The following is a 20,145-nucleotide window of genomic DNA, read 5'->3' as shown; positions in this document are numbered from 1 at the left end:
TTATGCAAACAGCATCCGCGCCGGTACAGCGTATTCTGGTAATAAAACTCCGTCATCACGGCGATATGCTGCTGATAACACCAGTGATTAATACACTGAAAGCGAATTACCCGGATGCTGAGGTGGATGTTCTCCTGTATCAGGAAACGGCACCAATGCTCAGCCGTCATCCCGGCATCAGCCATATTTTCGCCATGGACAGAGCCTGGCGTAAAGAAGGAACCTGTAAACGTATCGGGCATGAGTGGCGTTTACTGAAATCCCTGCGTCAGCGCCGTTATGATCTGGTGGTGAATCTGGCCGATCAGTGGTACAGCGCGATCGTGACCCGTTTTACCGGTGCCCGCATCCGTGTCGGGCTGGATTTATGGAAACGGCAGAGTATTTTCTGGAAAAAGTGTTACACCCTGCTGGCAGATACCTCACAGGAATCTGTCACGCATACGGTGGAGCAAAACCTTAACGGATTAACCCCGCTGAATCTGCCGGTGACTGTCAGTCATGTCACGATGGCGTATTCAGAGGAAGACCGGCAGAAGACAGAGCAGCTTTTGCAGCATAAACAGGTGACCGGTGAGTATATTGTGGTGCAGCCGACGTCCCGCTGGTTCTACAAATGCTGGGATGACGACAAAATGAGTGACGTTATCCGCACCCTGGCGGATGAAGGACATCAGATTGTCCTCAGCAGCGGGCCGGATGCGCGTGAAAAAGAGATGGTGGCATCCATCCTGGCGCGGTGTCAGCAGGCAGTGGCAGATGGCCGGATTGTCTCCGTTGCCGGAGAACTGACCCTGCCTCAGCTTGCAGCCCTGATTGATCGCGCAAAACTGTATATCGGCGTGGATTCTGTTCCGATGCATATGGCCGCCGCTCTGAAAACCCCCATGATAGCCCTGTTCGGCCCGACAAAACTGGTGTTCTGGTCGCCGTGGCAGGCAACCGGTGAGATCATTAAAGCATCAGACTACGGCGAACAGCCGGACCCTGATGATGTGGATACCGGGACGGATGAGCGTTACCTGAGTCCGATCCCGGCAGAAGCAGTGATTGCAGCGGCACGGAGATATTTATGAAAGAGATGCGTCTGGCGATTGTCCGTCAGAAATACCGTCCGGACGGCGGCGCGGAGCGTTTTGTATCCCGGGCGCTGGAGGCTCTGGATAATCAAAATCTGGAGCTGAATGTCATCACCCGCTCCTGGCAGGGCGCGGCAGCACCCGGCTGGCACATTCATGTGGTGAATCCGCCGAAATGGGGCCGGATCAGCCGTGAACGGGGATTCGCGAATGCAGCCCGTACCTGCTGGCAAAAAGAAAAATTTGATATTGTGCAGAGCCATGAGCGTATTGCCGGCTGTGATATTTACCGGGCCGGTGATGGTGTGCACCGCCGCTGGCTGTTGCAGCGGGCGCGGGTACTGCCTGCCTGGCGGGCAAAACTGTTATTTGCCTCACCGTACCACCGTTATGTGATGAAGGCGGAGCAGGAGATGTACCATGATCCGCACTTTAAGCAGGTGATTTGTAATTCAGTGATGGTAAAAAAAGAGGTGATGGAAGACTTTGGTTTGTCAGAGTCACAGATAACCGTCATCTATAACGGGATTGATTCTGAGAAATTTCATCCGTTACCGGAAGCTGAGCGCCTTGCGCTGCGGCAGACTTATCAAATCCCGGCAGCGGCAAAATGTCTGGTGTATGTCGGTTCCGGATTTGAACGCAAAGGGCTTGCGGCGGCGATTGCTGCTGTCAGCCGCAATGACGCGTATCTGCTGGTAATCGGTCAGGATAAGGCAGAAAAAAAATATCGTCAGCTGGCCGTGTCTCTGGGGTGTGCTGATCGTATCCGCTTTGCGGGCATGCAGAAACAGACACTGCCGTTTTATCAGATGAGTGACGGGTTGCTGCTGCCGACGCTGTATGATCCGTTCCCGAATGTGGTACCGGAGGCGATGGCCTGCGCACTGCCGGTGATCACCAGCACCACCTGCGGCGGAGCGGAGTTTATCACACAGGGTGAAGAGGGGTTTGTCTGTGATGCGCTCGATATTAACGGGCTGGCAGAGGCGGTATCACAACTCCCTTGTGATCACCTCAGCAGCCGGATGTCGGAATGTGCCCGGCAGCGGGTTTTACCTTATACACCGGCGGCGTTATCACAGCAGCTTATCGATCTTTACGGGCGGGTCCTGGCATAATGAAACAGCATATCTTATTTATTATTGACGGTTTACCGGGCGGCGGCGCTGAACGGGTGGTTCTGAGCCTGAGCCACGGACTGGCTCTGGCCGGTTATGATGTGACGCTGTTATCACTCAGTAATACCCGTGATTATGACATTCCGGAAGGCGTGGATTATCAGGTATCCTCGGACACATACCGGGGATTGTTCCGCCGTCAGACTGAAATCCGGCGTCGCGCCGGAAAGATGGACACTTTTTTATCCGGCCTGTTCGCCCGCAAAGGTAAACCGGTACTGGTGGTGTCCAATCTGCACAAAACCGACCGTATTGTCGCCGCATCACAGGCGCTGGCCGGACTGAATGTCTGGTTCTGTCTTCACGGTATGTTTTCGGCCAGTTATCTGGGTAATAAAACCGGTCTGCGCCGCCGCGTGAAACAGGCGAAAATCCGCAGTGTGTATAACGGACGAAATATTATCGGGGTTTCCGGTGCGGTGTGCCGGGATTTATGTGAAAACGTCGGGGTGACTCCGCAGCAGTGTGTGACTATTTATAACCCGTTTGATGTTGCGGATATTCAGCGCCAGTCGCTGGCTGATAATCCGTATCAGGGGCAGGATTATATGGTGCATCTCGGGCGTTTTCATGAGGTAAAACGGCAGGATAGATTACTGACCGCATTTGCGCTGGCTAATCTGCCGTGCAAGCTGCTGCTGGCGGGGCAGGGCAGTGAGTCGTTTACACAGACACTGAAAAGCCAGGTGGCTGAACTGGGGCTGGAAGACCGGGTGGAATTTATCGGCTTTCAGTCAAAACCGATGCCGATCATCCGTGGTGCGAAAGCGGTGGTTCTGAGTTCTGACAGCGAGGGACTTTCTTCTGTTCTGATCGAATCGCTGATCTGCGGTACACCGGTTGTCAGTACCCGCTGTCCGGGCGGGATCAGTGAAATTATGACCGGTGAACTTACCGCCTGTTTATCCGACCTGACCCCTGTCAGCCTGGCGGAGAAAATCCGCCTGGTTTATGAACATCCGCCGGTGATCACCCCGGAGATGTATCATAAGTTTGAGCAGCAGACGATAGTCAGTCAGTACTGCGACCTGATTCAGCCAGTCCCGTCAACACACGCGTGAGGAGCACAACCATGGCGAAACCCGCTTTTATCATCACCCTTGATACAGAGGGGGATAACCTCTGGGAATCCGGTCCGGCGATCACCACGCAGAATACCCGGTTTTTACCGCGTTTTCAGACACTGTGTGAGAAGTACAGCTTTAAGCCGGTCTGGCTGACCAATTATGAAATGGCAACCGATGATGCCTATATTGAATTTGCGCAGGATGTGATTGCCCGGCAGACCGGAGAGATCGGCATGCATCTGCACGCCTGGAACAGTCCGCCGCTGAAAGCACTGACAGCGGATGATGACCGTTTTCAGCCCTATCTGATTGAGTACCCTGACGATGTGATGAAAGAAAAAATTAATGTCATGACATCGCTGCTGGAAGATAAATTACAGACCAAAATGGTCAGTCACCGAGCAGGCCGCTGGGCATTCAATGAAAAATACGCCCGTTTACTGGCAGAATTTGGTTATCAGACCGATTGTTCCGTGACACCACGGGTGAACTGGGCATATACCCCCGGAGCACCGGCACCCATCGGTAACGGCGGCACCAATTACCTGAACTTTCCGTCTGACGCCTATTTTATGGATCTGAATGATATCCGCCGTGCCGGGGATTCTTCCCTGTTACAGGTGCCGATGAGTGTTCAGTTCCGCCATTCCCCGCTGATGAACGGTCTGAAACAGTTTTACGACAAGTTACGCGGCAAAAAGCGTTCGCCGTCCGTAAACTGGCTGCGGCCGAAAGGCGGGAATCTGGCGCAGATGCAGCAGGTGGTTGATACCTGTCTGGCTCAGGGAAACGATCACATTGAATTTATGCTGCATTCATCTGAGTTTATGCCGGGCGGAAGCCCGACATTCAGGGATGAGGCGGCGATTGACGCACTGTATGATGATCTGGAACAGCTGTTTGCGTATATCGCTCAGCGTGCGGAAGGCATGACGCTGGCGGAGTTTTATCAGCGGAAACTCGCACAGCGTAACGCATCGTAATCTTAACGCGGCATGTGCTCTGCCATTGCGGCGAGCACATCATCCGCACTGACCGATGACAAATCCCCGTCTTTTGCTGTCAGGGCAAACTGTCCTTTACCGTAACCGCCGATAAGTCCCGGATCAGTCGGGCCGTACAGGGTGATATTGGGTTTATCCAGTGCCGCCGTCAGGTGGCTCAGTCCGGTATCCACTGAAATCACGCCTTCCGCACCGGCAATTTCTGCCGCCACACCGGCCAGTGATAATTTCGGTAACACATGCACATGTGTAAATCCGGCAGCCAGACGCTGCGCCCGCTCCTGTTCATGCGGTGCGCCCCATGGCAGACGGATATGCAGACCACTGTCAGACAGCTGTGCAAACAGCGCCCGCCAGTGTGACTCCGGCCAGTGTTTGGCATCGCGGGTGGTGGCGTGCAGGCAGACCAGATACGGCGTGGTCTCTGCCGGTGTGGTGCGGTTATTCAGAAAATGGGCGGCAATCGCATAATCGCCCGGTATCTGCGGTTTTTCATAGCCGAGACTCAGGGAAAAAAGCTGACGGATGCGCTCAACGGCATGCTGTGTCTTACTGACAGCGTGTTTTTCATCATAGAAAAAACTTGCCAGCGGTTCGCGGATACTGTGCCGGTCATAGCCGTGTTTGCGGCCGTGAGCCAGCCGGGTGACCAGCAGGGCACTTTTAATCAGCCCCTGTGCATCAATTACTGCATCATAAGTCTGTGATTGTACGGCTTCGCGGAACTGACGGCGCTCACTGCGGATATCACGGCGGAACCAGTTTTTCCGCCAGCGGCGGATAGCGACCGGGATGACGCGATCAACTGCAGAGTGCCAGCCCGGGATCTGGGCAAACCCCTCTTCAACCACCCAGTCAAAGGTGATATCCGGGAATACCTGCACGGCGTCAGTCAGTGCGGGCAATGTATGCAGCACATCGCCCATCGACGAGGTTTTGACGATTAACACACGGCGCATGGCGGGGAACTCTTCAGCAAATCATCCAGTTCAGACAGAACACGTTCCGGCAGAATATCAATCAGGCTCTGGTGATAGCCCTCATGCGCATCTCCTTTGCGGACTTTGTGATAACCGGTGATCAGGCGGATAACGCGGGCCTTATCTGACAGCGGCGGCGTGAAATCCGGGCTGCTCGGGCCGTATAAGGCGACCAGCGGACGATCCAGTGCGGCGGCCACATGCATCAGACCGGAATCGTTGGTGATAATGGCATGACAACCGGCAATCAGGTTTACCGCCTGCTCCAGCGAGGTTTTTCCGGCCAGATGCAGGCAGTTTTCACGCTGCTCATCACTGAGCATGGCGAGAATATCCTCTCCGGCGGCGTGATCTTTTTCCGAGCCGAACAGGATTATCTGAAAATCACGCTCATCAATCAGTTTCTTCGCTAATTCACCGTAGTGATAATGCGGCCAGCGTTTGGCCGGGCCAAACTCAGCCCCCGGACAAAAACCGATGACCGGGCGGTGATCGCTGATATTAAACGCCGCCATACTTTCGGCGATATCCTCATCCCGCACCACCAGCTTCGGCCACAACAGAGGCTGCGGCAGGGCGGTGGCGGCAGGGACATCCGCTTTATCATATGCGAGGGCAACATAGCGCTGCACCATCAGCGGAAAAGCGGCTTTGTCGAGTTTCCGGTGATCGTTGAGCAGACCATAACGCATCTCGCCCAGCCAGCCGGTACGCACCGGGATCTTCGCAAAAAACGGCACCAGCGCCGATTTTAACGAGTTCGGCAGCACATAAGCACGATCATACTTATTATCACGCAGGGAATGTCCCAGACGGCGGCGCTCGCCGAGAGCCAGAGCGCCGTGGCCGAGTGGCATGGCGATGGCTTCATCCACTTCCGGCATTTTTGCCAGCAGCGGACGGCACCACGCGGGGGCCATCACATCAATTGTTGCCTGCGGATAACGTGTTTTCAGGGTACGGTAAAGGCTTTGTGACATCATCATGTCACCGACCCACGACGGCCCGATCACCAGAATTTTCATGTGCGTTTAATTAATTTCCCTGATTTAACCAAGCCATATATTCACGAACACCTTCGGCGACCGTTTTGAATTCGCCCGGATAACCCGCTGCTCGCAGATTGGTCAGGTCAGCCTGGGTATACGCCTGATAACGGCCTTTCAGTTTTTCCGGGAACGGAATGTAATCGAGAGCACACTGGCGATCAGTGTGGAACCCGGTCACGGCATCGGCGACTGCCTGGAAAGATTCCGCACGGCCGGTACCGCAGTTGAAAATACCGGATTTGGCATTTTTCCAGAACCACAGGTTCACATCCGCCACATCACCCACATAGATGAAATCGCGCAGGAAGTTTTCGCTGCCGGAGAATAATTTCGGGTTTTCGCCGTTTAAAATCTGGTTATTCAGATGGAAAGCGACACTCGCCATGCTGCCTTTATGGCCTTCACGCGGGCCGTACACATTGAAATAACGGAAACCGCAGATCTGAGATTCTGCTTCCGGCAGGATTTCGCGGACATACTGATCAAACAGGAATTTCGAATAACCATACACATTTAATGGTTTTTCGTACTGCCGATCTTCAATAAAGTTATCACTGCGCCCGCCGTAGGTGGCGGCAGAAGAGGCATACAGGAACGGGATCCGGCGATCCAGACAATAATGCAGCAGTTCTTTGGAGTACTGATAGTTATTATCCATCATGTACTTGCCGTCCCACTCGGTCGTGGAAGAACAGGCACCTTCATGGAAAACCGCCTCGACATCTCCGAAATCATCCCCGGCCACAATACCGGCGATAAAATCTTCTTTATCTATGTAATCGGCGATATTCAGATCCACCAGATTGACAAACTTGGTACCGTCTTTCAGGTTATCCACGACTAAAATATCAGTGTAGCCGTCATCATTCAGTGCTTTTACAATATTGCTGCCGATAAATCCGGCGCCGCCGGTGACAATAATCATCACGCATTCCTCTGTTCGGTTCATTTAAGAAAATGAAAAAATCACTGCTTTCATCATAGCATTGATGGGTGTCTGACGTGGATGAAAAAATTGCGGCGGCAGGAAGATCCCATATGCCACCAGGTTGTTTTCCGCCGGTGATCTGTTATACCGTGGATATTATTTATTATGTTATCCGGCCGGACAGTGTCTCCGGACTTTAAAGGAATATGCATGAATACAACCACAGTTTTCCGGTTACCGTTATTATTTGTACTGGCCTATGCTCTTATCCTGAGTGGTTCGCTGATCCTGGTCTCTTATCCGAATATCAGTGCCTATTCCCCTGAATTATCACTGGCAGCCTATTTGTCAAAAATATTTGCATCTCAGCTGATTCAGCTGACCGGGCTTTTCACGCTGACATCCTTATTTTTTTATCATTACCGGATAACACAGCTGAACCGGAAAACCGTGTTGGGTGTTATTGGTCTCACTATTTTTCTGTATGCGGTGAACAGTATTCTCGGCGGACTGAAAATGGAGTGGCTCGGCTATCTGCTGGGGAAAATGCAAAATAATGATCTGGATTTTTCTGATATTGCCCTGATGATGAAAACCACAGATATTTTTCTGTATCTGGCTTCATTTATCTTACTGGGCATAGCAACCCGCCTGGTGGCACATTATTATATTAAAGTCAGCCAGCCGGCGGTTATTCCGGACGGAAAATTGCCGGATATTTATGCATTATTGTTCAGTACCGGGATGGTATACCTGATGTGGATGATCACATTATTCCTGGCGGCACTGATACCGGTCTATTTCCCCGGAGGACTGCCGGACCCGGTATCTGAACATGCTTATACCACGGCGGTGAGTCTGATTATTTCGTGCGCTGTTATTTTTTTCGTTGTCCGTTCCCGTTTCCCGGTTGCGGGAGGCACACTGAAAATCAGGCCGCTGGTCATTTCCGTTCTGCTCAGCACGGTGCTCAGTTTTCTGGCGATGGTGGCCGTCACGGCCGGTACTATTTATATGGTATTAGTCACCGATAATTTCCGGCACTTCGGGGAGACCGGGTTATGGACTATAACGGCGGTCTGTGTCGTGCTGACACTGTGGATAAGCCGTGCTGTCACCGGTGTGATATTCCGCCGGTAACGGGCTGATATAAAAAGGAGTGATACATGCAGGAAGCATCATCCGCGGATAACACATCATTTTTCCGGCTGCCGCTGCTGTTTGTCGTTGTGTTTTTCGCAGCAGAAATGACGTTATTTTTTATTCCGGAGTTTATGGTCAAAACAGCGGCACCATTGTTCAGAGACAGAATTTTATGGGCTCTGAACAGAGTGGTGACCCACCAGGTCTTACTGTTCCCGGTGATTTCTCTTATTTTTTACCGGCAGTGTCTGAACCGGGTGTCCGGAAAAACTGTTATTTTTGTGATAACCGCAGCGCTTCTTTATACCGCAGGAAAGACAGCAGCAGATATCCCGGTAATATCTTTCATATATGATCTTAAAAAGGCGGGAACTCTCACCAATAACGATCAGATATTCTGGTTTCTCTGGTCGGGAAGATATTTGGCTTATATTTTACTGCTCTGCGGATTATCGCTGCTGATTTATTGCCTGCGCCGGTTTTTAACCGGGGATGCTCCCCGTTTTGTGATGACAGCACTCAACACCCGCCGGGTTTATACCGTACTGACAGCCGCCGGAATGACATTCTTATTACAGATGATGCCGCTGTTTATGCAGTTAACCGTCATCAGCCGGGAATGGGCGGTACCGGTGAGCGATAACGCCGGTAATGTGATCCCGGGGTTTATCATTATCGCGGTTATTGCCGTTTTCACATTCAGGCCGGTATTTACTTTTTACGGGGAAAAACTGCATACAGGGCGGTTGCTTGTCCTGATTCTGCTGAACAGCATTATTATGTTCAGCAGTACGTTGATACTGATGGTCTTCTGGCTTATCCCGGTGCTGGAATCATCCATGACATCCGGCGATACGCAGATCATACTGACGGTTGGGCTGGTTATCTCGGTTCTGCTGTCACTGAGTCTCTGCCGCCGGTTCAGCCGGTACTTTTTCCGCAGCTTTCAGGTCAGTGCTGACTGATTCTTTTACCGCAGGCGGTGTTACATCCGGCTGCGGCAGCGCCATACGGATGGAAGACAGGACTTCCGCCACGTTGCCGTTCAGCTGATCTCTTATAACGGCTTCCGCCAGCAGATTGATATAGCGGACGTAAAATTCCCCGCCAATTTCCGCTTTACCCGCGCACTGCTCTGTCATTGGTGTCAGCCACGGTTTTTCCTGCTCTGCGGGTTTAACCGGCACGACCGGTTTCTCCGGCTGTGGTTTCACGGAGGACGGCTTACCGGCATGTGTCAGCATATACCCCGGAGACACCAGCTGAATATCCGGCGGCAGTTGCGGGATAAGCTTATGCAGGGCGCGGACCGTCGACGGATGCGGGTGCCCGATGGCGATCACCGATCCCTGCTTGCGGGCAAGCGCAACGGCGTGGTTCAGTTGTTTGCGGGTTTCTTCCTCTGTCTGCACGTTATCCAGAAAAACCTGGCGGCGCAGCACGCGGACCGGTGTTCCCTGTGCGGCCTGTGTGACTTTGGTGCTGCCGATGGTCACACTGTCGAGAAAGTAAAAACCGGAGCCGGAAAGCGACGTCATCACATGCTGCATGGCGGTCAGATCAGAGGTCATCGCACTGCCCATATGGTTATTCATCCCGGTGGCATACGGCACCCGGGCAATCGCGGCTTTAATCAGGGTATCAATTTCTGCGGCACTCATGGACGGGCGCAGGGTATCGCGTTCCAGCGGTTGCTTGCTGATCGGTGCCATCGGCATATGGATCAGAATTTCACGGCCCTGGCGGTGTGCTTTCTCCGCCATCTCTTTGCCGAACGGGGAGTTCGGCAGGATAGCGATCGAGACCTGCGGCGGCAGTTCCAGGATACGGTTATCATCCTGTTTGCGGTAACCGAAATCATCGATCACAATGGCGAGCTGTGCCGCCGCGGCAGAAAACGTTATCAGTGACGAAGTGATAAAAATTAACGAAGTCAGTAAGATATTTTTGGTTTTCTGCCGGTAAGTCACTGTGTGCTATCTCCCCAGCCAGGGCTGCGGGTTAACCGTCCGTCCCTGGCGCCGGATTTCAAAATAGAGGCCCGGTCTTTCCTGGCCTCCGCTGTTGCCCACCAGTGCAACCGGCTGACCGGCTTTCACCTGATCGCCCACATTCACCAGTGCGCTCTGGTTATATCCGTAAAGGCTCATATCCCCTTTACCATGCTCAACCACCACAACCAGACCATACCCCTGCAGCCAGTCAGCGAGCAGGACACGGCCATCGGCCACGGCTTTTACCTGTGTGCCTTCCGGTGCGCCGATCACCATACCTTTCCAGCGCAGCTCACCGGAGATGCTGTCACCGAACCGGTGCAGCAGCGGACCGCGGACCGGCCAGATCGCCTGACCGGCCGGGCGGCCCAGTCCCCCGGTACGGGACATCAGCGAGCGCTCGTCCTGTGTCGGCGTATAGGTGGAGCCTTTTTTCTTCGCCTGCGCCTGTTTTTCACGGATACGGGCGGCTTCACGGGCTTCGCGTTCCGCACGGGCTTTGGCCTCGCGCTCCGCTTTGGCTATCTTGTTACGCAGCTGGCTTTCGTTTTCCCGCATCACCAGCAAATCTTTCTGATCGGCTTTCAGTGAGCGCTCCAGCTCGGTCAGTGTGGATTTCCGCGCAACCCGGGCACTGTCCAGTTTTTTCTTTTCTGTCTGCTGCTTACCGAGCAGATTTTTCTGCTCTGAACGTTTCTGCTGCTCAGTCTGACGGCGGGCGTGCAGCTGCTGAGTGGTCTCTTCCAGCTCCGCGATGGTTTTTTCCCGCGCGGCACCGATATAGGTGTAATAGGCGAGGATACGCTCATCGCGCTGACCTTCCTCACCTTTGAAAATCAGTTCAACGCCCTGATGGCGTCCCTGACGGAATGCGGCATCGAGTTGTTTTGACAGGAGTTCACGCTGGGCTTTCTGTTTCGAATCTAGCTGTTTGATTTCCGTGCTCAGCGTCGCGATTTCATTCTCGAGCTGTTTCAGGGTTTTCTGAGTGGAATAGAGTTCACGACCGGCAGCAGCGATATCTTTTTCCTGATTTTTCAGCTGGGTTAGCAGACTGGCGCGTTTCCCCTGCTGCTCTTTGACGCTTTTTTCCTTCTCCGCAATATTCAGCTGGAGATTTTTCAGCTCATTTTTACTGGCATCCGCAGTGGTTGTATTGGCGGCAGAAACAGCAAAAGAGACCGGTAACAGCAGTGCTGCCAGCAATGTGCGGACACCGGGAGATACCCGGCGTGAATGTGTGCGGAAAACGTGCTTATGCGCCAATTTATCTGACCCTGCCGTTGCGCCAAAGAAACGATCGTATTTAACTATTCTAAACTACAATTATTCCATGCCATTTAAAGCGTTACCAGTCCTGTTATCCGGGATTTACACTTCGGGACAATCCGGCGGCGGAGATTCACGGTGAATTTGTTGCGTTTGTTTTTTACCTTAACCGTGAATCAATGGTAAATTAACCCCTCTGTCTGACGGAAAAATGAATTTTCGCGGCATACGCCGCAAAATTATGATGAAAACAGCCGTAACCCGGGCAAGACCGGCTGTATTTGAACCGGCACACAGGTATACTTCTGCCCTTTGATCTTTGTTATTAACCAACGGGAGTTATTGTCCCCCATGCTGCAAGAAATTATGCCATTTGTCAGTAAGCACCCTATTATCAGCCTTGTCTGGGTTGCGTTACTGATTTCAGTCATCGTACTGACTGTTAAAGGACTGTTTTCAAAAGTGAAAACGATTCCGCGTTCCACGGCTATCGCACTGATGAATAAAGAAGAAGCGATTGTTGTGGATACCCGTACCCGGGACGATTTCCGCCGTGGTCATATCATTGACGCGGTCAATCTGACACCGTCAGAAATTAAAGACAACAATCTCGGTGAAGTGGAAAAGCACAAAAACCGTCCTGTTATCCTGGTTTCCGCCAACGGTATGGAACTGGTTAAACCGGCTGAAAGCCTGCTCAAAGCGGGTTTTGAACGTGTATTTGTGCTGAAAGACGGCCTCTCCGGCTGGACCGGTGATAACCTGCCGCTTTCCCGCAGCAAAAAGTAATCCGGCAAAGGATGATTGGAACATCCCCTTTGTAACTCACACTCTTTATATGGATATCAAAAGGTAACACTATGTCAGAACAACAAAACACAGAAATGTCTTTCAACATTCAGCGCGTTTACACCAAAGATATTTCTTTTGAAGCGCCGAATGCACCTGCCGTTTTCCAGCAGGAGTGGCAGCCGGAAGTGAAGATGGATCTGGACACCGGTTCAACCAAACTGGCAGATGACGTTTATGAAATCGTTCTGCGCGTCACCGTGACCGCGACCATGGGCGAAGAAACCGCATTTCTGTGTGAAGTTCAGCAGGCCGGTATTTTCACCATCGGTGGTCTGGAAGGAACCCAGCTGGCACACTGCCTGGGTGCATACTGCCCGAATATCCTGTTCCCGTATGCCCGTGAGTGCATCGCCGGTCTGGTCGGCCGTGGTACGTTCCCGCAGCTGAACCTGGCACCGGTTAACTTCGATGCGTTGTTCATGAACTATCTGCAGCAGCAGGAACAGCAGCAGGCTGCGCAGGAAGATACACAGGAAGCATAATGACAGACGCTTCTATGACTGTACTCGGTGCCGGTTCATACGGCACCGCTTTAGCGATCACACTGGCCCGTAACGGGCACCGTGTGGTGCTGTGGGGACATGACCCGGAACATATCCGTCAGCTTGAAGCGGATCGCGCCAACCAGGCATTTCTGCCGGATGTGCCGTTCCCGGATACCCTGATCCCTGAAGCTTCCCTTGAAAAAGCCCTCGCGGCCAGCCGTAATATCCTGCTGGTGGTACCGAGCCATGTGTTCGGGGACGTGCTTAAACGCGTCAAACCGCTGCTGCGGCCGGATGCCCGGATTATCTGGGCGACCAAAGGTCTGGAAGCGGAAACCGGGCGTCTGCTGGGCGAAGTGGTGCGTGAAGTCCTCGGGGATAACATTCCGCTGGCCATGATTTCCGGTCCCTCTTTTGCCAAAGAGCTGGCTGCCGGCCTGCCGACGGCGATTGCTGTCGCGGCGACAGAACCTGCCTTTGCGGATGAGGTTCAGCAGCTTTTCCACTGCGGCAAAAGCTTCCGTGTCTATAAAAACCCGGATTTTATCGGGATTCAGCTCGGCGGTGCCGTGAAAAACGTCATTGCGATTGGTGCGGGGATCTCTGACGGAATGGGGTTTGGTGCTAATGCGCGAACTGCGCTTATCACCCGTGGCCTGGCAGAAATGACCCGCCTGGGTGTGGCATTAGGCGCAGATCCGTCTACCTTTATGGGAATGGCCGGTCTGGGTGACCTGGTGCTGACCTGTACCGACAACCAGTCCCGTAACCGCCGTTTCGGCATGATGATGGGGCAGGGCGTAAGTGTTGATGAAGCACAGGAACGCATCGGCCAGGTCGTGGAAGGATACCGTAATACCAAAGAAGTCCGTGCGCTGGCAGAGCGTGCAGGTGTGGAAATGCCTATCACCGAGCAAATCTATCAAATACTCTACTGCAATAAAGATGTGCTCGAAGCTGCCCGTGCCCTGTTGGGGCGTGCCACCAAAGAAGAAGGTGAGCACTTTTAATCCCGTTTTTTATCCGAAGTCTGTGAGGTAATTATGTCCTACGAAGAACTGGAAGAAGTCTGGAGCTATATAAAGCAGGAAGCACGGGACTTTGCTGATTGCGAGCCGATGCTGGCCAGTTTTTTCCATGCGACATTACTCAAGCATGAAAACCTGGGCAGCGCGCTCAGTTTCATGCTGGCCAATAAACTGGCAACCCCGACCATGCCGGCGATTTCTGTCCGTGAAGTGGTGGAAGATGCCTATCACAACGATCCGCAGATGATTAAATCTGCTGCAATGGATATCAAAGCTGTTCGCCTGCGCGATCCGGCAGTGGATAAATACTCTACGCCTCTGCTCTACCTGAAAGGTTTTCACGCTTTACAGGCTTACCGCATCGCTAACTGGCTGTGGAATCAGAACCGTCGTGCGCTGGCAACGTATCTCCAGAACCAGGTTTCAGTAACATTTGGTGTGGATATCCATCCGGCCGCAAAAATCGGCCACGGCATTATGTTTGACCACGCAACCGGCATTGTCATCGGTGAAACGGCCGTGGTGGAAAACGATGTCTCCATCCTGCAATCCGTTACCCTCGGCGGTACCGGCAAAACCGGCGGCGACCGCCACCCGAAAGTCCGCGAAGGCGTGATGATTGGCGCAGGTGCCAAAATCCTCGGTAATATCGAAATCGGACGCGGTGCCAAAATCGGCGCAGGCTCCGTGGTACTGCACCCGGTTCCGGCACACACTACCGTTGCAGGCGTACCGGCAAAGATAGTTGGTAAACCGGGGTGCGAAAAACCCTCTCTGGATATGGATCAGCACTTTAACGGGTGTGAGGGGATTTAATTTTCTGATTCAGCAGCCAAAAGTAAAAAAGACAGCCAAGGCTGTCTTTTTTGTGTCTGAAATACAGAACATATTAATCCCGCAATAACGCCCCTGCATAATCCAGTTGCCGCCAGGCTTCAAATACAATCACAGCGACGGTATTGGATAAATTCATACTGCGGCTGTCCGGCAGCATCGGCACACGGATTTTCTGATCAACCGGCATATTATCCAGAACATAAGGTGGTAACCCGCGGGTTTCCGGCCCGAACAGCAGATAATCTCCGGCCTGATAGCTGACATTACTGTGACGGGGTGTCCCTTTGGTCGTCAGTGCAAACACCCGGTTGCCGGTCGGCGACTGTGCATTATCAGAACTCAGCCCCTCACTTTCGAGAAAGGCATAATAATCATGGTGATGCTTGATATCAGCAAACTCACTGTAATCCAGCCCGGCCCGGCGCAGGCGTTTATCATCCCAGGTAAATCCCAACGGATGGATCAGATGCAGCCGAAAGCCGGTATTAGCACATAACCGGATTATATTGCCGGTATTGGGTGGTATTTCTGGTTCGAATAAGACGATGTTGAGCATGGTATTTACCATAAATTCTTAAGAAAGAATATTAAGCCATTTTTTGAAAATTTTATTTATATCGAAATCAGTAGCTCTTTCTTTTGAAAGTAAAGAATATTTATGTAGAGAATCAGGATTATTCATGAAAATCTCCATTTTTTTTGAAAATGAATGAATATCTCCATTATTCACAAGAAAACCGTAATCACCATTTTTTAATATTTCACGTGGTCCAGTAGGACAGTCGTAGGATATACATGGCAATCCACATTCCATCGCTTCTACTAATACCATTCCGAACCCTTCAAACCGGGAAGGAAATACAAAAAAAGAGTAATTAGGATAAATATCTTGAATATTATTAACACTACCTTTTAATAAAATATTCTTTTCAAGAGAAAGGCTTTTTATTTTAGAATCTAATTCTTTTTTGCAGCTTCCATCTCCATAAATATCTATAGACCAATCTTTTTTTAGGTCATAAGGAAGAGCATTAAAGCTATCAATTAATAAATCAAAACCTTTCTGATACTCTAAGCGACCAACAGCAATTATTTTTTTTTTGTGACAAATCTGTTGTGCGACTATCTTTAAAACTAGATGGATTTTCAATTTTAACAACATTAGAATGTTTTTTCTTGTAAAAATTAATGTCATTATCAGTTAGTGCAACAATGGTTTTATATTTTTTATATATTAAAGAACGTAGTAAACGAATACTTGATCTATAATAGTGGCTATATACATGTTCTACAACAATACTATTTTTTTTTGATAGTACGTAAGGAAATGCTAAAAAAGCCATAGGAAAACTATTAACGATAAGAGTATAATCTTTGCACTTATATAAATATTTACAAAGAGAAAAACTTGATTTTAAATGTCTTACTAAGCGAGATATACTGCCTGGCTTTCCTGTGTAAGGCTTTTTATTTATATATTTAATACTTATATTTTTGTCTATATCATAATTTATATATTCATTAGATTTGTATAGTGATATTATTTCTATATCAAATCCACTATTATAAAACTTATTAGCTATAATAGTGTTTACTCGTTCTATACCACCAATATAGGTAATATCTGCGATTAAGAATTTTATTTTTTTATTCATAGTACTTATCTTTTTTGTAATGTATGTGATGCTTAACTATTCCATTCAATATATATGTTCCCATAAAGTAAATTCTTGATATAAAGTTAACATCATTGTATCGTAATACGATCCACTGATTATATATCTCTTTTATTTTGTTTGAAGAAAGTGATTTTCCTGATTTTCTATATATTGCATCATTACATAAGTAATTGCACGCAATAATATTATTTTTTTTTGAGAATGCTTAACCAGAAACAATAGTCCTCTTTTTTTCTGTAAGGAAATCGTAATTCACTTATGCAGCTATAATGTAACATTACAGTTAAGCAGCCAATATTACATTTTTTAAGTAAATCTTTATATGAAATATGATTTGGAGATTTCATATGTCCGGTGATTTTTCTATTACTATCACATATAGAATAATTTCCATATGAAAACAAAAGATTATTCTTTTCCATATAGATAAGTTGATTTTTTAGTTTATTTGGTAGCCATAAATCATCACTATCTAAAAATGTAATATAGGATCCCTGTGCAATATCTAAGGCTGAATTTCTTGCACCTGCAGCACCTTTATTTTGTATATTTGATATTAGTTTTATACGAGGATCACTATACTGTTTTATTATCTCAATGCTTTTGTCTGTTGAATGATCATCAGAAATAATCAGCTCAAATTTAGTGAAAGTTTGATTTAGTACGGATTCGATTGAATCTGAGATAGTTGATTCAGCGTTAAAGCAAGGCATTATAATACTAATTTTCGGTGAAGACATATTTTACCTATCAAAAATTGTAGTATAAGGGGTTACCCCTAAACCAGAATTATTAGAGGATAAATTTGTAAAAATTGTCCTTTCATATAATGAAATAAATAAGCCCATAATGAAGAATACAATAAAATAGCGAGTTATTACATTTTTAATAGACATTAATAGTATGGGAATGGATAGAAATGATAAAAAAGAAAAAATATCAGATAGGCGGTTAAATATATGAATCTGTGTGGAAGCAGCATTAGCTAAAATAGAACCCACACTCAAATATATAATAATAGAATAATTCTTATTTAATGAGTATATTTCACGGGAGTATATTACCACTAAAATTGGAACTATGCATTTTATAAGGACACCTAAACCAGTATTTATTTTGGCTTCACCACCAAATTTGGTATTGATATAGTATCCATATTTTGTCATAGCAAAAATATCACTACTCATTATTGTTGTTAGTATATTGGTATTTAGTATTATAATGGAAAATATTATAGTGAATAAAATTAAAAAATTCCTTTTTATAGGAATAAAAGAAAAAAGTGGAAATGCTAAGATAGAAATAACAGAAAAATGGAATGATGAACCAACAATAGTTAATACAGTGAATAAAATAAATCTTTGGCGAGCATAAAGACTTATAGCTACTGCTATAAAGCTAATAGCGATAGCTTGACGAAGTAGTGAGTATGATAATAAATAGAAAGAACATACAAGTACAAGTATACTGATAGCAAAGTATTTCTTACTAATCATTACTGAGCTCAATATAATATTAAAATATATTATAAATCCAGATATTATAAAAATGTATTGGGAGTTTAAATTCAGATAAACCACAATGAAATTTATAATATAATAGCCAAATTCAGTAGTAATGCCTCCATTTCGAGCATGTTCCAGTATACCTATATAGCTGAAGTAATCAGTACCAATACCATATCGAAGTGATGCAGGTATTAGTAATGTTAAAAATATACAAAGGGGAAGGAATATATTTGTTTTTTTCAATATTGAATAAAGAAATGAAAAGAAAAAACTTAGGATTAGTATTGAATTATATATAATATAAGTTGAAAACATTATTCTTCCCTTATTTTTCAAATTTTGATTTTTCAGGGAGTATATGTTTAAAAGCATTTGATAACTCAGATTTGACTAAGTCAAAATCAGGTATGTTCGCATCATTGATTACAATTAACCTATTGTTTTTTTCTTTTATTTTAGAACATATAAAACTACATGTATGAGTATCTAAACCCGTATAGATAGAGCCTTTTATGACATTTTTTGCTATAAAATTACCTTCGGCTAATTGCCAATATCTAAATATGTACTGACTAACATTATCATCTTCTCTGAATCTACTTTTACAAGTTTTATCTAAGAGTTCTTTCTCTTCTTTCCATACTTTTTCGAATGTTGATTTATTAAATGCAGTTGGAAGATGAGTATCTTTGAATCCAACAAATTTAGGCCAAGGTAGTAAAGCAAAGCTACGCAATAAATTTTTACCATAACACAAATTGAACCACTTCAATTTATTGTTTTTTATAACTGTATTTTTGTTAAAATGGTTATTAATTACATTTACACAATTCATTACAATATGCGATATTCCACCGGGTACTATAGGGTTCAGTATAGCGCAGTCTTTGGGGGTATTTTTATGGAAAAAGTAATTACGATCAATCGTGTTGGTTATGAACATATCATCATTAAAATATACAAAATTATCACTTAAATCATTTATTCTATGCAGGTTTAGTTCTATTGTATGAGAATTAAATGTAGGAAGGTATTCTTTTGGAATGTATTCATCATGAGTAACAAAATTTAATTTTGGATGAGATGTATCTAGCCAATCAGGCTTATGTCCACATGTGATAAAATGTATTTTTCTTACCCATGGAGCAAATTTTTCTACACCACGAAACCAATATTTTAATAATTCAAAGTCACGAAATCTAATTTCTTGAGAATCACCTGATGTTATTTTATTTGAGTAGTGTGCATATTGCTTAAGCCAATTTTTATCAGAACCATCGACCCAAATAATAACAAAATCTATATCTAAACTCATTTTTTAAATTACTCAATTAGTATTTTTTATTATGGATATATTTTATAATTCCATGCTGATAAATTACTTTAGGTGGAATCATGAAATTGGAGCCATAGGTTAAAGTCAGGTATCTTTCAACATTATTTGGACATGGATATTCACGCCCTTCAAAAGTAATTGAACTTAATGGGAATATAATTTCAGTAGGGTAATTGTATGCTTTGAGTCCCATGTCACAGCTATAATCATAGCCTTTATTATATGGTGTTTTTTTGCAATAACTAATATAAGCTCTATTTAATAAACTTAACATATTATAGTTTAAAAAAATCTTCCCAAATAAAGATATTGTTTTTTTGTAAATTGTTTTGTTATTATATCTACGTTGATAGTATATTTTATATAAGGTTTTTATTATCGTTCCGAAGAATGAGTATTTAGGGATTTTATCCATAGGAAATATATCAATATACAGGCCAGAGTGAGATGTATTATTGTGGTTGTATTCATTACCATTTTGGTCTGTCCATAATAAAAATGTATTATTAATCCTTAATTTAGATGGGACGGGATGAATCTTGTAGTTTTTATCAGTAATATAGTTTTGTAGAAAATATTTATCTTTATTGAGATCATTATGTGCAATTTTTATAAATAGTTCATAATTTTCTCTTGTCATACAAATATCTATATCTTCATCCCACGCTATGAACTTACCATTTCTTTTAGCACCGAGTAATGTTCCTGAATCAATCCAGTATTCAA

Annotated in this window: 22 protein-coding genes; 10 read left to right on the top strand and 12 right to left on the bottom strand. The window is 46.8% G+C overall.

Annotated features, from left to right (window positions below; translation table 11 throughout):
- The first annotated feature begins 2 nt into the window (after positions 1-2).
- The 4 genes from rfaQ to JC793_RS19220 are packed head-to-tail and all read left to right on the top strand — an operon-like array spanning position 3 to position 4,310.
- Positions 3-1,076 carry a putative lipopolysaccharide heptosyltransferase III gene (gene rfaQ / locus JC793_RS19235; RefSeq protein WP_166708863.1) on the top strand — a complete coding sequence of 358 codons (1,074 nt, stop codon included), beginning with the start codon at positions 3-5 and terminating at the stop codon, positions 1,074-1,076.
- Positions 1,073-2,200: a glycosyltransferase family 4 protein gene (locus JC793_RS19230; protein WP_166708862.1), complete on the top strand. Its 1,128-nt coding sequence runs from the start codon at positions 1,073-1,075 to the stop codon at positions 2,198-2,200. The genes rfaQ and JC793_RS19230 overlap by 4 nt, the downstream gene beginning before the upstream one ends.
- Complete coding sequence (locus JC793_RS19225; protein ID WP_166708861.1) at positions 2,200-3,321, top strand: glycosyltransferase; 1,122 nt, start codon at positions 2,200-2,202, stop codon at positions 3,319-3,321. The genes JC793_RS19230 and JC793_RS19225 overlap by 1 nt, the downstream gene beginning before the upstream one ends.
- Before the next feature lie 11 nt (positions 3,322-3,332).
- Positions 3,333-4,310 (top strand): polysaccharide deacetylase family protein, encoded by a 978-nt coding sequence (locus tag JC793_RS19220; protein ID WP_166708860.1) that lies wholly within the window; start codon positions 3,333-3,335, stop codon positions 4,308-4,310.
- 2 nt (positions 4,311-4,312) lie between these two features.
- Here JC793_RS19220 and rfaC read toward each other — a convergent pair whose 3' ends face one another.
- The 3 genes from rfaC to rfaD are packed head-to-tail and all read right to left on the bottom strand — an operon-like array spanning position 4,313 to position 7,285.
- Entirely contained in the window at positions 4,313-5,290 is a 978-nt protein-coding gene (rfaC, locus tag JC793_RS19215; RefSeq protein ID WP_166708859.1) for a lipopolysaccharide heptosyltransferase RfaC, read from the bottom strand.
- Entirely contained in the window at positions 5,275-6,336 is a 1,062-nt protein-coding gene (gene rfaF / locus JC793_RS19210; RefSeq protein ID WP_166708858.1) for an ADP-heptose--LPS heptosyltransferase RfaF, read from the bottom strand. The genes rfaC and rfaF overlap by 16 nt, the downstream gene beginning before the upstream one ends.
- A 10-nt stretch (positions 6,337-6,346) precedes the next feature.
- Entirely contained in the window at positions 6,347-7,285 is a 939-nt protein-coding gene (gene rfaD, locus JC793_RS19205; RefSeq protein ID WP_166708857.1) for an ADP-glyceromanno-heptose 6-epimerase, read from the bottom strand.
- Positions 7,286-7,498: 213 nt separating this feature from the next.
- On the opposite strand from rfaD, the gene JC793_RS19200 reads away from it, so the two are divergent.
- Complete coding sequence (locus tag JC793_RS19200) at positions 7,499-8,428, top strand: hypothetical protein (RefSeq protein ID WP_247717291.1); 930 nt, start codon at positions 7,499-7,501, stop codon at positions 8,426-8,428.
- A gap of 26 nt (positions 8,429-8,454) precedes the next feature.
- A complete protein-coding gene (locus JC793_RS19195; protein ID WP_166708856.1) occupies positions 8,455-9,396 on the top strand; it encodes a hypothetical protein in 942 nt (313 codons plus the stop codon).
- On the opposite strand, the gene JC793_RS19190 is transcribed toward JC793_RS19195, so the two are convergent.
- A complete protein-coding gene (locus tag JC793_RS19190) occupies positions 9,331-10,401 on the bottom strand; it encodes a divergent polysaccharide deacetylase family protein (protein ID WP_247717290.1) in 1,071 nt (356 codons plus the stop codon). The two genes, JC793_RS19195 and JC793_RS19190, sit on opposite strands and share 66 nt — an antisense overlap.
- A 6-nt stretch (positions 10,402-10,407) precedes the next feature.
- Positions 10,408-11,691 carry a murein hydrolase activator EnvC gene (envC, locus tag JC793_RS19185; RefSeq protein ID WP_166708855.1) on the bottom strand — a complete coding sequence of 428 codons (1,284 nt, stop codon included), beginning with the start codon at positions 11,689-11,691 and terminating at the stop codon, positions 10,408-10,410.
- 354 nt (positions 11,692-12,045) lie between these two features.
- On the opposite strand from envC, the gene JC793_RS19180 reads away from it, so the two are divergent.
- From JC793_RS19180 to cysE, 4 genes are all read left to right on the top strand, one after another.
- Positions 12,046-12,483 (top strand): rhodanese-like domain-containing protein, encoded by a 438-nt coding sequence (locus JC793_RS19180; protein WP_036413461.1) that lies wholly within the window; start codon positions 12,046-12,048, stop codon positions 12,481-12,483.
- Between the two features lie 71 nt (positions 12,484-12,554).
- Positions 12,555-13,028, top strand: coding sequence for a protein-export chaperone SecB (gene secB, locus JC793_RS19175; protein WP_046892880.1), 474 nt, complete (start codon positions 12,555-12,557; stop codon positions 13,026-13,028).
- Positions 13,028-14,041 carry an NAD(P)H-dependent glycerol-3-phosphate dehydrogenase gene (gene gpsA / locus JC793_RS19170; RefSeq protein ID WP_025152358.1) on the top strand — a complete coding sequence of 338 codons (1,014 nt, stop codon included), beginning with the start codon at positions 13,028-13,030 and terminating at the stop codon, positions 14,039-14,041. Before secB ends, gpsA begins: the two co-directional genes overlap by 1 nt.
- 33 nt (positions 14,042-14,074) lie before the next feature.
- Complete coding sequence (gene cysE / locus JC793_RS19165; protein ID WP_046892881.1) at positions 14,075-14,875, top strand: serine O-acetyltransferase; 801 nt, start codon at positions 14,075-14,077, stop codon at positions 14,873-14,875.
- 73 nt (positions 14,876-14,948) lie between these two features.
- On the opposite strand, the gene trmL is transcribed toward cysE, so the two are convergent.
- From trmL to JC793_RS19135, 7 genes are all read right to left on the bottom strand, one after another.
- Entirely contained in the window at positions 14,949-15,452 is a 504-nt protein-coding gene (gene trmL, locus JC793_RS19160; protein WP_025152359.1) for a tRNA (uridine(34)/cytosine(34)/5-carboxymethylaminomethyluridine(34)-2'-O)-methyltransferase TrmL, read from the bottom strand.
- Positions 15,453-15,470: 18 nt separating this feature from the next.
- Complete coding sequence (locus JC793_RS19705; protein WP_247717376.1) at positions 15,471-16,058, bottom strand: glycosyltransferase; 588 nt, start codon at positions 16,056-16,058, stop codon at positions 15,471-15,473.
- The gene (locus JC793_RS19700) at positions 15,949-16,551 is read right to left on the bottom strand and encodes a glycosyltransferase family protein (RefSeq protein WP_247717289.1); all 603 of its coding nucleotides are present in this window, start codon (positions 16,549-16,551) and stop codon (positions 15,949-15,951) included. Before JC793_RS19700 ends, JC793_RS19705 begins: the two co-directional genes overlap by 110 nt.
- A 209-nt stretch (positions 16,552-16,760) precedes the next feature.
- Complete coding sequence (locus JC793_RS19150) at positions 16,761-17,315, bottom strand: glycosyltransferase family 2 protein (protein WP_247717288.1); 555 nt, start codon at positions 17,313-17,315, stop codon at positions 16,761-16,763.
- Positions 17,316-17,318: 3 nt separating this feature from the next.
- Positions 17,319-18,398 (bottom strand): EpsG family protein, encoded by a 1,080-nt coding sequence (locus JC793_RS19145; RefSeq protein ID WP_218427038.1) that lies wholly within the window; start codon positions 18,396-18,398, stop codon positions 17,319-17,321.
- A gap of 10 nt (positions 18,399-18,408) precedes the next feature.
- The gene (locus JC793_RS19140; RefSeq protein ID WP_166708851.1) at positions 18,409-19,398 is read right to left on the bottom strand and encodes a Stealth CR1 domain-containing protein; all 990 of its coding nucleotides are present in this window, start codon (positions 19,396-19,398) and stop codon (positions 18,409-18,411) included.
- Positions 19,399-19,414: 16 nt separating this feature from the next.
- A complete protein-coding gene (locus JC793_RS19135) occupies positions 19,415-20,089 on the bottom strand; it encodes a LicD family protein (protein ID WP_489886182.1) in 675 nt (224 codons plus the stop codon).
- Positions 20,090-20,145: the final 56 nt, after the last annotated feature.

It is taken from the genome of Morganella morganii, assembly GCF_019242955.1.
In the GTDB taxonomy this organism is placed as follows: Bacteria; Pseudomonadota; Gammaproteobacteria; order Enterobacterales; family Enterobacteriaceae; genus Morganella; species Morganella sibonii.
Note: the sequence above shows the minus strand (reverse complement) of the source record. Positions and strands in the feature narration are given on the sequence as shown.